Below are 14,712 nucleotides of genomic sequence, written 5' to 3' on the forward strand. Positions count from 1 at the left end.
CATCACTTTGAATCACACCCGTGACCGAGCAGCCCCGGGCCGATGATCCTGTATTACATACGGGTATCGAGGCCGTGTTCAGCCAGTTCGGCGGCACGCAGTACGGCGCGGGCCTTGTTCTGCGTTTCCTGCCATTCCGATGCCGGGTCGGAATCGGCGACGATGCCGGCACCTGCTTGCACGTGTAGCTGGCCGTCCTTGACGATGGCAGTGCGGATCGCGATTGCCAAGTCCATGTCGCCGTTGAAACCGAGATAACCGACCGCGCCGGCATAGATGCCGCGTTTGACCGGTTCAAGCTCGTCGATGATCTCCATGGCCCGGACCTTGGCCGCGCCCGAGACGGTTCCCGCCGGGAAGGTTGCCTTGAGCACGTCGAGCGCGTTCAGGCCTGGCCGTAGTTTGGCTTCGACGTTCGAGACGATGTGCATCACGTGCGAATAGCGCTCGACGATCATGTTTTCGGTAAGCTTGATCGTACCGACACGAGCGACACGGCCGATGTCGTTGCGACCGAGGTCGAGGAGCTGCACGTGCTCCGCGCGTTCCTTTTCGTCGGCGAGTAACTCGGCAGCGAGTTCTTGATCTTCCTCGAAGGACACGCCACGTCGGCGTGTGCCCGCGATCGGTCGGACAGTGACCGTCTCCCCTTCGAGACGGACGAGAATCTCTGGTGAAGCGCCGACGACATGGAAATCTTCGAAGTCGAAGTAGAACATGTACGGCGACGGGTTGAGTGAACGCAGCGACCGGTACAGCGCCATCGGGCTGGCAGCCAGGGGTTTGCTCATGCGCTGTGACAGTACCACCTGCATGATGTCGCCTTCGGTGATATAACGCTTGGCTTTCAATACCGCTTGCCTGTACTCCGATTCACCAAACATCGAGATCGCGGGTGGCGAAGATTGCGGTGCTTCCGGCGGAATGCGTACCGGTTCGCGCAGGCGGGCGAGCAATTCTCTGAGCCTGGCCTGCGCTTTCGGGTAGGCGCCGGGAACGCCAGGCTCGGCATAGACGACCAGTGTCAGCTTGCCGGAAAGGTTGTCGACCACTGCAATTTCTTCCGAAAGCAGCAGGACGATATCGGGAATTCCGAGGTCGTCCGCTTTCTGGGAGCGTGTCAGCCGGGTTTCAATATAGCGGACGGTGTCATAGCCGAAGCAGCCAACCAGACCACCGCAGAAGCGTGGCAGACCGGTGGTGGGAGCCGCACGAAAACGCTTCATGTACTTGCCGATGAAGTCGAGCGGGTTGGTGTCGTTTTCGCGTTCGGCGATCCGATTGCCGTTCAGTACCAGCACCTGATGCGCGTTGACGACGATTCGCGTCGGGCTGGCCAGACCGATGATCGAGTAACGGCCAAAGCGCTCGCCGCCCTGCACCGATTCGAGCAGGTAACTGTAGGGGCTGTTGGCGAGCTTCAGGTAGATGGACAGTGGCGTATCGAGATCGGCGAAGGTCTCAAGGGTCACCGGGATGCGGTTGTAGCCTTCGCCAGCGAGGCGATTGAAATAAGCTTCAGTCATGCGCGGATCAGGAGTTGGGCAGCTTCTGCAAGGGACGAGACTATAGCATTACATGCCAGATCACGAACATCTCGTCCTTCGTTGTAGCCGTAGGGGACCAGGAAAACGGGGCAGCTGGCTGCTCTTCCGGCATGAAAGTCATGTACCGAATCGCCAATCATCAGCACGTCGACAGGCGAGAAACCCAGGCGGCCGCATGCCCAGAGCAGGGGCATTGGATCGGGCTTCGGACGCGGCAGGACGTCGCCACTGACGATCACCTCGAAAAAGGGTAGCAGGCCGGTACGCTGCAGCAGCGGCAGAGTGAACGCTTCGGCCTTGTTGGTAATGACGCCGAGCGGCAAACCCAGCGCCTTGAATGCCTCAAGACCTTCGCGAACACCAGGAAAAAAGGCGGCATTACGACCGTTCTCGGTACGGTAGTGGTCCCTGAAGCTGGCCAGTGCCTCCGCTGGAGTCGGCGTGGCATCGTCAGCGGCGGCCATCGAACCTGCCAGGACGCGCTTGACCAGGTTGGGAATGCCGCGCCCGACATAGCTGCGAATCGACTCGACCGAAATCTCGCTGCGGCCCAGGTCACGTAGCATGGCATTGGCAGCAGCATGGAGATCGAGGACGGTATCCAGCAAGGTGCCGTCGAGATCAATCAGTACGGCGCGTACGGCAAGCGGTGAAGAGATCATGGCTGTTCCAGTTGCCCGCGTAGCGCTGCGAGTATGCTGTTGTAGCGGTGGCGATCGCTGTCGCTGCCGGCGCCGAAAACCGCCGATCCGGCGACAAAAGCGTCGGCGCCGGCGCGGGCAATGGCGGCGATGTTGTCGACCTTCACACCGCCGTCGACCTCAAGCCGGATTCGCCGCCCGCTGTCCTGCTCATAGGCGTCGATTCTGGCGCGTGCTGCCGCGAGCTTAGCCAGTGTGGAAGGAATGAACTTCTGCCCACCAAAACCCGGGTTGACGCTCATCAGCAGAATGATGTCCAGCTTGTCCATGACGTGATCCAGGTAGTCGAGTGGCGTCGCCGGATTGAACACCAGCCCCGACTGACAACCGCTCTCCCGGATCAGGGCGAGCGTCCGGTCGACGTGTTCGGATGCTTCCGGATGAAAGGTGATGATGTTCGCTCCCGCCCGGGCAAAGTCGGGAACGATGCGATCGACCGGTTTGACCATCAGGTGTACGTCGATCGGTGCCTGCGTCAGTGGGCGGATGGCCTCGCAGACCAGCGGACCGATGGTCAGATTGGGAACGTAATGGTTGTCCATTACATCGAAGTGAATCCAGTCGGCACCGGCGGCGATGACATTCACGACCTCTTCGCCAAGCCGGGCAAAATCGGCAGAAAGGATGCTCGGGGCAATCACGTACATGGCAGGGACCTCTGGGAAATTGGACTGGATTCTAGCGCGAAAAGGCGGGTCCGCTGAGAGGAAAGACCCGCTTTCTCAACAGGCTTGTCATTACCCTCGGTTTGGTGTGCAATGCCGGTTCTGAACGTTCCGACATTGAGCACATATGGCCGCAAGCAAGAAATATGGAGTCGCCGTCAGCGCGATCCCGCAATATATCGCCGAGCAGTCGGATCCGGCGAACGATCACTACGTGTTTGCTTACACGATGACCATCGAGAACGTCGGAACCGTGCCGGCGCAGTTGGTTTCGCGGCACTGGATCATCACCGACGCGAGCGGTGAGGTCCAGGAGGTGCGTGGCCTTGGCGTTGTTGGCCGGCAGCCGTTGCTGCAACCGGGCGAGAAGTTTGCCTACACCAGCGGTTGCCAGCTCGATACGCCGGTTGGCACGATGCGCGGCAGTTACCAGTTGACGGCCGTCGACGGCAGGCAGTTCGAGGCGGAAATCCCCGAGTTCACCCTGGCTGTTCCGCACGTTCTGCACTGATTGCCGACGATTGGGTCTCAAGCACAGCTATACGCTGATTTCCCCCGTTCTACGATGCAGTGCTCTCGGCTACCACCCGCACAGCGCGCATAGGCAGGCTTGCCACAGGCACCAGTGCGTGTGCTCCCAAGTGGCGTCGGCACCGGCCTTGACCTGCCGTTCTTGCGAACGCAGCACCGCTATACCGGTATCGATTTGAAGCATGCCATACTGCACCGGGCAGCGCCGCGTGCGGCTCCGCTTGTCCGCTTGATTTCTGCTGTGTTCAGGAGGATGCGCAGCGCTGACCGTTTTTCGACGGCAGTTTCGACCATGTCGTCCTGCACTTGATCCTCGCTGTCCTGCCGAATCCGCTCGCCTGCCTCAATGAGACGGCACGTGTACTGGTACCCGGCGGCAGCGTGCTGATCTTCGACAAGTTCCTGCAGCGAAGGCGGTGGGCGCCTGTGCGGCCACTGCTCAATCCCGTGGTCCGTCGCATTGCGACAAGGCTGGACGTGGTCTTTGAGGAAGTGCTCGAGCAGACGCCACAACTGGTTCTCGAAAGCGACCAGCCGGCGCTGGCGGCCGGCTGGTTCAGACGGATTCGCTTGAAACGCGTTTAAGGTGAAAGTCGTGTCAGCGGCTCTTCTCAGAACGGCCATGACTTTTCCAGGCACCCCCGGGCATCAACCGGCGCCATGAGCACGATGAATATTTCCTTGCCTGATGCACTCAAGACCTTCCTTGACGAGCAGGTTCCGCTGCGCAGTACGGGACCAGCAGCGAATACGTACGCGAGCTGATCCGCAAGGATCAGGATCGCCAGCAACTGCGTGGTCTGCTCTTGGCTGGTGCGTCTTCCCCTCCTGCAGGCCCAGCAGATGCTGCTTATCCGCTGGGTTGCTGGGAGCGGCAGCCTCAGACAAACGCGATGCCGGATTCCTGTAGCCCCACCAGATCAATCTTGACCGCGTTCTGCTGGGTATTGGCAGCAATCACACCCAGACCAGCTGGTGTGAGCGTTCCGCTGTCAAGCAGGCCGGTGAAGAAGGCCAGGTCGTCTGGTGGAGGGGCATTCCCGATCACATTGGTATAGAGCAGGTTCACCACCGCCTGATGGGTGGCGCTGGCGCCGAGGCGGACGTCCAGTGCCAGTTGCATCAGGTCTTGATAGGACATGCCACCATCGAGCAGGCCCAGTCCGATGCCTACGTAGGCGAGGTTGTAGACCGAGTCCGCACCGAACACAGCCCCGAGAACCTTGGCCGTGCTGCCGGCATTGCCGTCGAGGTCCAATGCGACTTTCCGATCGGCGAATTGCAGGCGCTCGACGCTGACCAGAGCGTCTGTTCCGGCGCTGTCAGGCTTCTCGATCGAATACGTACCGCCTGCCGACCGTTGTAGCGTATAGGTACTGCGCGCCAGCGAAAAGACCAGCGTGTCGACGCCATTGCCACCATCCAGCGCGTCGTTGCCATGGGTACTGATCAAGGTGTCGTTGCCGTCTGATCCTTCCAGGCGATTATCGCCGGCGCTGCCGGTCAGGGTGTCGCCAAAAACGCTGCCGGTCACGTCTTCGATATTGCGCAGGGTGTCTTTCCCTAGCCCACCGGAGGCCTGACCGGTCGTCAGGTTGACATTGACGGCAAACGCTGCGCTGTAATAAGCGACGATGTCGACCCCGCTGAGTCCGTCGATGGTGTCGTCACCGCCGTTCCCTTCCAGGTGGTCGCGGCCTGCGCCACCGGTGATGGTATCGTTGCCGTCTCCTCCCAGGAACCCGACGGAAGAATCATTGCCAATGAAGTTGTCATTGAAGCTGGAGCCGAATACCAGCTCGACGCCCGCGATGCTATCCGATCCGGCGCCGCCGTTTGCCTTGCCGATCGCCAGGTTGATCACCACCCCCGCAGTGGCGGCACTGAAATACAGGTAGTCATAGCCGTCACCACCGTCAATTGCGTCGTTGCCGCTGCCACTGTGGATGACATCATCGCCGGCGCCGCCCAGCAAGATGTCATTGCCGCCACCGCTGCTGAGGGTGTCGTTGCCGGCCAGTCCGTCGATCCGCTCGTTGCTGGTCGTGCCGGTAAGCACATCGTTGTTGCTGCTGCCATTGATCTCCAGCGGGTTGAGCACGGGCACGCTCACCGAGGTGCCGGAAAAATTAGTGGGCGTGGCGCTGACCTGATCGCCGTTGCGCGCCAGGCTGTGAACACCGTCGACGGGCAGCTCAGGGTAGGCGACCGTATCCACCCCGCCAAAGTTCAGGCTGCCGCCGCTGGTAAACAGGAAACCAGCCGGCACAATGAAATCGGGAGTGACCAGACCAAGGTCTGCGAATGCCTGCGTGGCGACCAGTACCGATCTGTTAGCCGTACCGCTGCTTGGCAGGTCACTGGGGAAGGTGAAGGTATGGGTCACCCCCTCGCGGGATGAACTGATCGCCACACCGGCCCAATGCGATTCGCCGTTGAAGTTGCCAACCTTCAGTTCGATGAACTGAATCGTGCCGTTGAGGTTGGAGTACAACTCGTTGATCCGGAATAGGTGAAAGCTCATGATGGGATACTCCTTCCAGGAGAATAGCCAAGAGACAAGATGATGAGGCGGAACTCAGCCAACAATCTCATACTATAGTATGCTCCCTCGCGAGTGGGGAATGAAGACTCTTGAGTCGCTGACGCGACCTTCACATCAACTGTTATCGACCTTCTTGGACGTTAGAGCATCAGGGAACGATGCCCTAACGTATAACGTGAGTTCGGGATAAGCGACTTATACGCTATTGATTCTCCGTAATTTTCCAGAAAATTTGTAGGTTGGGCTAAGGAGGGAAGCTCAAAGCCGGATGTTCGACACCTGTTGGAGTCCTTAGTAGGCCTAACTATCATTCTTAAATTAATGGATTACAAATGATCGGATCCGCTTTCCTTATCCCGAACTGAGGTTAACCTATTTAACGTAACGATCTACTGGCGCGATTGCGCAGGGTGGTAGTTCCTCGACACACCACTGATACGACGGTCGCCGGGGAAATTCGGCGCGCAGGTGTTGGCCCATATGATCGAGGTAGAATACTTTGAGCTGCCGGTAGCGAATCTAATGGAGCAGCAGCACCAGCGTCATCCACTCCGGCAGGGACAGGCTGCCCTTGCGCAAACGATGGCGCTTACCGTCGGGTAGCAGTCGGGCGTTGAGTTGAGGTTCGAACGCTTTGTAACAGTCGTCGATCCGGCAGTAAGTCTCGGGAATATTGTCCCTGATGAGGGACTCCGTGTGCCGGGGTTGATGAGGGCGTGCACCCAAACTAGCAAGACAAAATGCCCCATCATCATTTTACAATCAATGACTTGGCGCTAAATTTCGGGCTTCATTATCCCGAACTGGCGTTATTTTTACTGGTATGTGGCGCCTTGATCCTGCTACCCAGGCTCAGACGTTGAACAGAAAATTCAAGACATCGCCGTCCTTGACGACGTATTCTTTGCCTTCGGCGCGCATCTTGCCGGCTTCTCTGGCTCCCTGCTCGCCCTTGCAGGCGAGAAAGTCAGACAGCGCGATTGTTTGCGCGCGGATGAAGCCTCTTTCGAAGTCGGTATGAATGACTCCGGCGGCCTGCGGGGCGGTATCGCCGACGTGGATGGTCCAGGCCCGCACCTCCTTGACGCCGGCCGTGAAGTAGGTCTGCAGACCTAGCAACTGGTAGGCTGTGCGGATCAGGCGGTTCAGCCCGGGTTCTTCGAGCCCGAGATCGGCCAGAAAAATCGCCTTGTCTTCGTCATCGAGGTCGGCGAGTTCGGCTTCGATCTTGGCGCACAGGGCAATCACCGGTGCACCCTCGATGGCCGCATGTGTGCGCAGGCGGTCGAGGTGCGGGTTGTTCAGGAAACCGTTTTCGAGAACGTTGCCAACGTACATCGTTGGCTTGATGGTCAGCAGGCACAGTGGTTTGAGCCGCGCCTTCTCGTCAGCGGCGAGGGTCAGCGTGCGCGCTGGTTTGCCGTCGTTGAGATGGGGCAGCAGGCGTTCGAGAATACCGACCAGTTTCTGCGCTTCCTTGTCGCCGGCACGTGCCTTCTTGATCTCGCGATTGAGCGTGCGTTCGACGGATGCGAGGTCGGCGAGAGCCAGTTCGGTCAGGATGGTTTCGATGTCCGACAATGGATCCACGCGCCCCGAGACGTGCACGACATTGTCGTCGTCGAAGCAGCGGATGACACTGACGATGGCGTCAGTTTCGCGGATATTGGCCAGGAACTGGTTACCCAGGCCTTCACCCTTGGAAGCGCCGGCAACCAGACCGGCAATATCGACAAACTCGACGATTGCCGGCTGGATGCGCTGTGGCCTGACGATCGCCGCGATCTGTTGCAGGCGCGGATCGGGCACTTCGACAATCCCGACATTGGGTTCGATGGTGCAGAAGGGATAGTTCTCGGCGGCGATGCCGGCTTTGGTCAGGGCATTGAAAAGGGTGGATTTGCCGACATTCGGCAGACCGACGATACCGCACTGGAGGCTCATTGGGATTCCAATATTAAATGGTCTTGAGATGCAGTTGCCGTTGCGCGGCCGCATAGTCGCCGGTGGCGAGCAGGGGCCAGGCCGTCAGGCAGCGATCGATGGCCGGGTCGATCAGATCCTGTTCTTCACGTCGGGGTGCCTTGAGGACATAGTTGACGACTTCTGCGCGCTCGCCGGGATGTCCGATTCCCAGTCGCAGTCGCCAGAAATCCGGGCTCGCGAGGCGGGCCTGGATGTCTTTGAGGCCGTTGTGACCGCCGTTGCCGCCGCCCTGTTTGAGTCGGATAGTGCCGGGCGGCAGGTCGAGGTCATCGTGTACGACCAGGGTCTCGTCGGCGGCGATCTTGTAGAAACGCGCCAACGCGGCGACTGCCTGGCCAGAGAGGTTCATATAGGTCATCGGCTGTAACAGCCACAGCTCGCCGATGCGGGCAACGCGGCCAAGGAACCGGCCCTGCGGCGTCAGCGGGGCCTGCAATTGCCGCGCCAATTGGTCGATGAACCAGAAGCCGACATTGTGCCGGTTATCTTCGTATTCCTTGCCGGGGTTGCCGAGGCCGACGATCAGACGGGGTGGTGGCATGCGATGGATTGCCCAGGCGGCCGTGGGTGCTGGGTGCCGGACGGCGGCCGGGCATGAGGTTTTCGGGTTTAGCCGGCAGTAGCTGCGCCCTCGGCTGTATCGGAGTCGTCACTGCCTTTCTTGGCCGGGATCGACACCAGTACATAATCCTCGCCATGCAGGACCGGGGTGACTCCCGCCGGGAAAACCAGCTCGGAAGCATGGATCGAGTGGCCAGCCTGGAGGTTCTGCAGGTCGACTTCGATAAATGCCGGCAGATCCTGTGGCAGGCAGGTTACTTCGATGTCGTTGTGGACGTGCGCGACGTGACCGCCACTGATCTTGACTCCCGGTGCGATGTCGGCGTTGATGAAGTGCAGAGGTACACGCTGGTGGATGGCATGGGTCATGTCGACCCGCTGAAAGTCCGCATGCAGGACCAGTGGCTTCCAGGGGTGCATCTGCGAGTCACGCAGCACGACACTTTCGATACGGCCATCGATGTTCAGCGTCAGAACGGAAGAATGAAACGCTTCCTTGCGCAGGTTGAGCAGAATTTCGTTGTGATCGAGGTCGATCAACTGCGGTGCCACCGAGCCTCCGTAAACGATCGCCGGCACGCGATTCTGGCGACGCAGGCGGCGGCTCGCTCCGGACCCCTGCAGGATGCGCTTGCGCGCGTCAAATTCAAACTTCATGGACAGCTCCTGATGTGAGACAAGCCCCGCCCGCGACCAGGCAGGGGGTGAGAGAAATCGCTACGGCAGGCGCAGAGCGCCTTACTCGATGAAGAGCGATGAAACGGAATCCTCGTTGCTGATCCGGCGAATTGTTTCGGCCATCACCTCGGCTACCGAAAGCTGGCGAATGCGCGGCGAACTGAGCGCGTCCAGGCTCAGCGGAATGGTGTCGGTGACGACCAGTTCGTCGAGATCGGAGTGGTTGATTCGATCAACGGCATGGCCCGAAAGTACCGGATGGACGCAGTAGGAAAGGACCTGCCTGGCGCCATGTTGCTTGAGCGCGGTTGCCGCCTTGCACAAGGTGCCGGCGGTGTCGACCAGGTCATCCATGATCACGCAGGTGCGACCCTCGACATCGCCGATGATGTTCATGACCTCGGACACATTGGCTTTCGGGCGACGCTTGTCGATGATCGCCAGGTCGCATTCGAGACGTTTGGCCAGCGCCCGTGCCCGGACGACCCCGCCGACGTCGGGCGAGACGACCATCAGATGATCGAAGTTCTTCTTCCAGACGTCGCCGAGCATGATCGGCAGCGAGTAGATGTTATCGACGGGGATGTTGAAGAAGCCCTGGATCTGCTCGGTATGCAGGTCCATGGTCAGGACCCGGTGGACCCCGGCAGCCGTCAGCAGGTCAGCAACCAGCTTGGCGGCGATCGGAACGCGCGCCGAGCGTACGCGGCGATCCTGGCGGGCGTAGCCAAAATAGGGGATGGCGGCTGTGATTCGGGCGGCCGAGGCGCGTTTGAGCGCGTCGGCCATGACCAGCAGCTCCATCAGATTCTCATTGGTCGGCGCGCAGGTCGATTGCAGGATGAACACGTCCATGCCACGCACATGTTCTTGGATTTCGACACTGATCTCGCCGTCAGAAAAACGACCGACGTGGGCGCGACCAAGAGAGATGTTGAGACGCTTGACGACATCGGCAGCCAGTGCCGGGTTAGCGTTGCCGGTAAATACCATCAGGCTGTCGTAGGCCATGCTGCGCTTCCCGTGGCGCGCGAACGAATTCTCGGCGCCGTATAAAGCAAGACGGGCAGCCATCACCGCCTGCCCGCTTTGACAGAAATGAAATGGCTGGGGAGGAAGGATTCGAACCTTCGAATGCCGGAATCAAAATCCGGTGCCTTAACCAACTTGGCCACTCCCCAGCGATCGTTCGCATCGCATCGATCGCGAACGAGGCGCGGATTATACCGGGGATTATTCAGCAAGCACAAGTGTAATCAAGGCGCACGTGCTCGGTGGTGGTCGGCTCTGAGGTGGTCGTGGCTTCAACTCGCCAGTTCGCACAAGGGATGCCGGTCCAGGCCAGTTGCTAGCCAGCCACGCATCGTGCCGGGCAATTGCCGTAAGGAGTTCTCGGCCTGTTCGCGGCTTGCGAACTCGGCGAAAACGCAGGCACCAGAACCGCTCATGCGCGCAGGGGCAGACATTGACAAGGCAGCGAGGTACTCGGCAATCGCCGGAAAGCGGGCACAGGCTACGGCTTCCAGGTCGTTGCCACCGAAGCCGGGACGCCATGACAACGGGTTGATTGCGAGCGAATCGCGTTTGAGTTCCGGTGCGCCAAAAATGGCTGCAGTCGGCACCTGCAGTGGCGGTTCGAGGACCACATACCAGCGCGGCGGCAGTTCGACTGCCAGCAAGGTTTCGCCGATGCCTTCGGCAAAAGCGTTGCGTCCGAAAACAAAGACCGGCACATCGGCGCCGAGAGCGAGGCCGATTTCCTGGAGGTGCCGGCGCGGCAAATGCAGTTTCCAGAGGTGATTGAGCGCCAGCAGGACCGTCGCCGCATCTGAGCTGCCGCCGCCGAGACCGCCGCCGAGTGGCAGGTGCTTTTCGATACTGATGTTGACGCCGGTCGGGCAATGGGTTTCAGCCTGGAGCAGGCGGGCGGCGCGAACACTCAGTTCCTGATCAGGTGCCACGCCTGCAAGTGGCGTTGCCAGACGCACCAAGCCATCGGCACGCGGCGAGAAACGCAGCCGGTCGCCATGGCCGAGAAAGCGGAACACTGTCTGCAGCAGGTGATAGCCATCGGCACGGCGGCCGACGACATGCAGGAAGAGGTTGAGTTTGGCGGGCGCCGGATAAATGCTGTGCCAGTCCCAGGCTTGGTGGTTGGAAGTCATTGAGTGCAGGACTTGGCAGGCAGCGCAGTCGGCAACATCTGCCACTCCTCGATGCGCAGGCGCAGTTCAAGGCCGCCTTCGCGCTCGACAAACAAGCGGTTGGGGAGGGCCTGTGGGTCGTCGCTGTCGTACTCATAGTGGATCAGCCAGTCCTCGTGCCGCAGGCGAAGCGGGCGGCCGAGGGTGTCCAGTGCCATGTCGCCGTTATCAGGATTGCAGCCACGCAGCCAGTCGGGCAGTCTGCTCAAGGGCAGGGGGTAGGCCAGGAGTGACTGCAGTAGTTGATCGGCAGTCGCTGCCGTATGCGACTTGCCATCACTACCGGTCAGGCGTGCGCCCGTAGCATCGCTGACGATCTCCGCCAGGCCTTGCCCGAGCGGCGAGGACAACAGCAACTCGTCGCGGTCGCCGTCATGACGCCAGTACAGGCGACCAGGGTAGTTCTTTCCTTCCTGGCGCAGCGCAAAGCGGCCGGTTAGCGCGAAGCCCTGCAGGTGGTCTCGTGCGATGGCGACCGGTGGGTGTGCGCTAGCTTCTGGCCCCAGTGCGGAGCAGGCACTCAGCCCAAGCACGCCGACGACGATCAATGGTGCGCTCAGGACTGCACGGCTGCATCGGATCAGGCCAAGCTGCAGGCGTTTTCCGATCAGGGCAGGAACCTCCTGATCGCTTCCTTCAGCACCTCGTTTGCCGGGTCCTTTTTGTGTGCCTCGCGCAGGGTCCGCTGGGCTTCATCCTTGCGGCCGAGCATCCACAGCACTTCCCCTGTGTGTGCCGCGATCTCGGGGTCGGAGCGCAGAGCCAGGGCGCGTTGCAGAAGAGCTAGTGCGCCTTCGAGATCGCTTTGCCGATAAAGAACCCAGGCCATGCTGTCGAGGATGAAAGGGTCATTGGGCGCCAGTTGCAGAGCCTTTTCAATGAGTTGCCGGGCTTCAGGCAGCCGTATGTTGCGATCGGCGAAGGCGTAACCGAGTGCGTTGTAGGCCTGTGCATTTTCAGGTTGCAGTTCAAGCAGTTTGCGCAGGCGGCTTTCCATGATTTCCAGGCGTCCGAGTTTCTCGGCCAGCAGCGCCGACTCATAGAGCAATTCGGGCTGCTCCGGCTGCGTACCTAGCTCCTGGTCGAGCAGGGCAAGCGCCGTCTCTGTCTGCTTCGCATCGCGTAGCAAGGCGGCCTCGGCAATGGACAACTGGACGCGTGACGACGGGTTCTGGGCTGCTGCATCGCGCAGCTGGCGTCTCGCCTCATCGAGCTTGCCCTGATTGTTGAGGATGCCGGCACTGCGAATCTGCGCTGGAAGATAGTGCTCGCCCTGGCCAACCTGTCGGTAAGCGGCCAATGCTTCGTCAGCACGCTTGCCCTCTTCGGCAAGCTGACCGAGGTAAAAGTAGGCCGCGCTCTTGTCAGGGATGTCGAGCGTCACCAGGTGTTTGAGTTGCGTTTCGGCAAGTGTTCTGTCGTTTTCCTGCAGAGCCAGGATGGCCACCGGAAAAACCACATCCGGGTTGTTCGGGTTGGCGAGAAGCAAGCGCTCAAACTGCGCTTTGGCTTCGCCATAACGCTTTTCGCCTACCAGTGCGCGCGCCAGGTACAGTTGCACCTCGCGTGCTTGCGGATGATGTTCGACAAAGCGTTGCAGCGAAGCAATGGCCTCGGTGGATGATTTTTGGGCGATCAGCTGTGCTTCCAGAAGGGCCACTGCTTCCCAGTCCGGGCGCAACTCTATAGCACGTCGCGTTTCGACGAGTGCGCGGGTGTGGTCACCGGCTGCGCTGGCAGCGACGGCGATGGCGTAATGCGCCTCGGGCCGGTCCAGGAATGGTGCGCAGACCTTGATGATCAACTGCAGGACTGCCTGGCGATCCTGGCTGCGGGCAAACATCCGGTTCAGCGCCAACAGGTTGCCCGGTAGCGCTTCCTTGTCGGCCTCCAGCATCTGGATCAATTGCGGGGCCAGGCCATCGAACTGGTTGGACATGATCATTACCCCGACCAGCACCTGTTGGGCACGCTTCGAGGCAGGCTCGACCTGCAACCACAAGCGAGCGAGGTCGAGGATCAGATCGTAACGACGCGCGTATCCCGCCACCTCAGTCGCTCTTGCCAGAATAGCCGGGTCGCGGGTGCGCACGGCCAGGTCGGCATAGGCCTGGCTGGCAAACTCGGCTTTGCCTCGCTTCAGAGCCACTTCGGCGAGCAGGACCTGATAGACCACCTGCACGGTGAGCTCCTTGTACTCCTGATCGTCAAAACGTGGCGCGATGGTTTCCGGCGCACTGCGCTTGAACTCACGCCCTGTCGATTTGCTTTTCCCGGAGGGGAGGTCGGTGGCAGCCAGGGCTGGCACACCGAAGGCAAGCACCAGAGCCGTGCAGAGGAGGGTATTCTTGATCGATTTCATGATTTCCTTGCTTGCCTTGGACCGTTGCAGGAACTGAAGGCGACTTTGCGTCATAATTTGCGCATGTTATGGACTTTTCGCAGTAGCAGCAATGCCAGAACTTCCGGAAGTTGAAGTCAGCAGGCAAGGATTGCTCTCTTGCCTGTCCCAACAATCGATCATTGGCGCGGTGGTGCGCACGCCGCGGCTGCGGCACGAGATTCCGGCCGGGATCGATGCGCGTCTGGCCGGTCTGCGTGTGGAGGCCATCTTGCGGCGTGGCAAATATCTTCTGCTGGACTGTCAGAGTACCTGTGGTGGTGGCTGGCTGCTCCTTCACCTCGGCATGTCGGGTAGTCTGCGCTTGGTATCGCTGGCTACGCCGGCACAGCAGCACGATCACTTTGATCTGGTTTTCGCGCATACCGTTCTGCGTCTTCGCGATCCGCGCCGCTTCGGGGCGCTACTCTGGCACGAGGGTTGCGGTGTCGAAAAGCATCCGGCCCTCGCCCATCTAGGCATCGAACCGCTCTCCGAGGATTTCAACGGTGATTGGCTGCATGCGGCGACGCGCCGCCGCCGGGTGCCGATCAAACCTTTGCTGATGGATGGTCGTCTGGTCGTTGGCATCGGCAATATCTACGCTGCCGAAAGTCTCCATCAAGCTGGTGTATCACCACTGCGCAGCAGTGATCGGATCAGCCGTCTGCGCTACCGTGTGCTGGTGGATGCCATTCGTGCAACGCTGGAGGCCGCCATTGCCGCCGGTGGCAGCAGTGTCCGCGACTATGTGCATAGCGATGGTGGTGCCGGCTGCTTCCAGCTTTCCTGCAGGGTCTATGGTCGCGCGGGTGAGCCCTGCCTGACTTGCGCCAGACCGATACGGGTTATTCGCCAGGCAGGTCGCTCGACATTCTACTGCCCGTCCTGCCAACGTTGAGTTGTCGGTCTAT

14 protein-coding genes, 1 tRNA gene and 2 pseudogenes are annotated in these 14,712 nt (G+C 60.3%); 4 read left to right on the forward strand and 13 right to left on the reverse strand.

The features are described from left to right. Nucleotides 1–53: 53 nt before the first annotated feature. From trpE to rpe, 3 genes are read right to left on the reverse strand one after another with little or no spacing between them, the layout of a single operon-like run. Entirely contained in the window at nucleotides 54–1,526 is a 1,473-nt protein-coding gene (gene trpE, locus AW06_RS00895) for an anthranilate synthase component I (RefSeq protein WP_034944121.1), read from the reverse strand. Beyond that, complete coding sequence (locus AW06_RS00900; protein WP_034944125.1) at nucleotides 1,523–2,209, reverse strand: phosphoglycolate phosphatase; 687 nt, start codon at nucleotides 2,207–2,209, stop codon at nucleotides 1,523–1,525. Before AW06_RS00900 ends, trpE begins: the two co-directional genes overlap by 4 nt. Then, on the reverse strand, nucleotides 2,206–2,895 hold the full coding sequence (rpe, locus tag AW06_RS00905; RefSeq protein WP_034944128.1) for a ribulose-phosphate 3-epimerase: 690 nt from the start codon (nucleotides 2,893–2,895) through the stop codon (nucleotides 2,206–2,208). The genes AW06_RS00900 and rpe overlap by 4 nt, the downstream gene beginning before the upstream one ends. A 145-nt stretch (nucleotides 2,896–3,040) precedes the next feature. On the opposite strand from rpe, the gene apaG reads away from it, so the two are divergent. The 3 genes and pseudogenes from apaG to AW06_RS19605 form a co-directional block, all read left to right on the forward strand. Then, entirely contained in the window at nucleotides 3,041–3,424 is a 384-nt protein-coding gene (gene apaG / locus AW06_RS00910) for a Co2+/Mg2+ efflux protein ApaG (RefSeq protein WP_034944131.1), read from the forward strand. Nucleotides 3,425–3,750: 326 nt separating this feature from the next. Beyond that, nucleotides 3,751–4,029, forward strand: coding sequence for a hypothetical protein (locus tag AW06_RS19600; protein ID WP_273704266.1), 279 nt, complete (start codon nucleotides 3,751–3,753; stop codon nucleotides 4,027–4,029). 75 nt (nucleotides 4,030–4,104) lie between these two features. Then, a pseudogene (locus tag AW06_RS19605) lies at nucleotides 4,105–4,298 on the forward strand (type II toxin-antitoxin system ParD family antitoxin); the annotation flags it as partial. 26 nt (nucleotides 4,299–4,324) lie between these two features. Here the strand turns inward: AW06_RS19605 and AW06_RS00925 are convergent. The 10 genes and pseudogenes from AW06_RS00925 to AW06_RS00970 form a co-directional block, all read right to left on the reverse strand. Continuing rightward, a complete protein-coding gene (locus tag AW06_RS00925; protein WP_246148672.1) occupies nucleotides 4,325–4,897 on the reverse strand; it encodes a DUF4214 domain-containing protein in 573 nt (190 codons plus the stop codon). A gap of 189 nt (nucleotides 4,898–5,086) precedes the next feature. Next, a pseudogene (locus AW06_RS00930) lies at nucleotides 5,087–5,968 on the reverse strand (calcium-binding protein); the annotation flags it as partial. A gap of 873 nt (nucleotides 5,969–6,841) precedes the next feature. After that, complete coding sequence (gene ychF, locus AW06_RS00935) at nucleotides 6,842–7,933, reverse strand: redox-regulated ATPase YchF (RefSeq protein ID WP_034944137.1); 1,092 nt, start codon at nucleotides 7,931–7,933, stop codon at nucleotides 6,842–6,844. A 13-nt stretch (nucleotides 7,934–7,946) separates the two neighbouring features. Next, nucleotides 7,947–8,516, reverse strand: coding sequence for an aminoacyl-tRNA hydrolase (gene pth, locus AW06_RS00940; RefSeq protein ID WP_034944140.1), 570 nt, complete (start codon nucleotides 8,514–8,516; stop codon nucleotides 7,947–7,949). A 68-nt stretch (nucleotides 8,517–8,584) separates the two neighbouring features. Further along, nucleotides 8,585–9,193 carry a 50S ribosomal protein L25/general stress protein Ctc gene (locus tag AW06_RS00945; protein ID WP_034944143.1) on the reverse strand — a complete coding sequence of 203 codons (609 nt, stop codon included), beginning with the start codon at nucleotides 9,191–9,193 and terminating at the stop codon, nucleotides 8,585–8,587. Nucleotides 9,194–9,274: 81 nt separating this feature from the next. Next, the gene (locus AW06_RS00950; protein ID WP_034944251.1) at nucleotides 9,275–10,225 is read right to left on the reverse strand and encodes a ribose-phosphate pyrophosphokinase; all 951 of its coding nucleotides are present in this window, start codon (nucleotides 10,223–10,225) and stop codon (nucleotides 9,275–9,277) included. 93 nt (nucleotides 10,226–10,318) lie between these two features. After that, nucleotides 10,319–10,395 (reverse strand) — tRNA-Gln (locus AW06_RS00955). A 123-nt stretch (nucleotides 10,396–10,518) separates the two neighbouring features. Further along, nucleotides 10,519–11,379 carry a 4-(cytidine 5'-diphospho)-2-C-methyl-D-erythritol kinase gene (ispE, locus tag AW06_RS00960; protein WP_138678181.1) on the reverse strand — a complete coding sequence of 287 codons (861 nt, stop codon included), beginning with the start codon at nucleotides 11,377–11,379 and terminating at the stop codon, nucleotides 10,519–10,521. Beyond that, nucleotides 11,376–11,966 (reverse strand): lipoprotein insertase outer membrane protein LolB, encoded by a 591-nt coding sequence (lolB, locus tag AW06_RS00965; RefSeq protein ID WP_171047326.1) that lies wholly within the window; start codon nucleotides 11,964–11,966, stop codon nucleotides 11,376–11,378. Before lolB ends, ispE begins: the two co-directional genes overlap by 4 nt. Before the next feature lie 59 nt (nucleotides 11,967–12,025). Continuing rightward, entirely contained in the window at nucleotides 12,026–13,780 is a 1,755-nt protein-coding gene (locus AW06_RS00970; RefSeq protein ID WP_034944262.1) for a tetratricopeptide repeat protein, read from the reverse strand. 91 nt (nucleotides 13,781–13,871) lie between these two features. Here AW06_RS00970 and mutM point away from each other — a divergent pair, with 91 nt between their 5' ends. Then, nucleotides 13,872–14,699 carry a bifunctional DNA-formamidopyrimidine glycosylase/DNA-(apurinic or apyrimidinic site) lyase gene (gene mutM / locus AW06_RS00975; protein ID WP_034944146.1) on the forward strand — a complete coding sequence of 276 codons (828 nt, stop codon included), beginning with the start codon at nucleotides 13,872–13,874 and terminating at the stop codon, nucleotides 14,697–14,699. Nucleotides 14,700–14,712: the final 13 nt, after the last annotated feature.

This window comes from Candidatus Accumulibacter cognatus (assembly GCF_000584975.1).
Taxonomy (GTDB): Bacteria; Pseudomonadota; Gammaproteobacteria; order Burkholderiales; family Rhodocyclaceae; genus Accumulibacter; species Accumulibacter cognatus.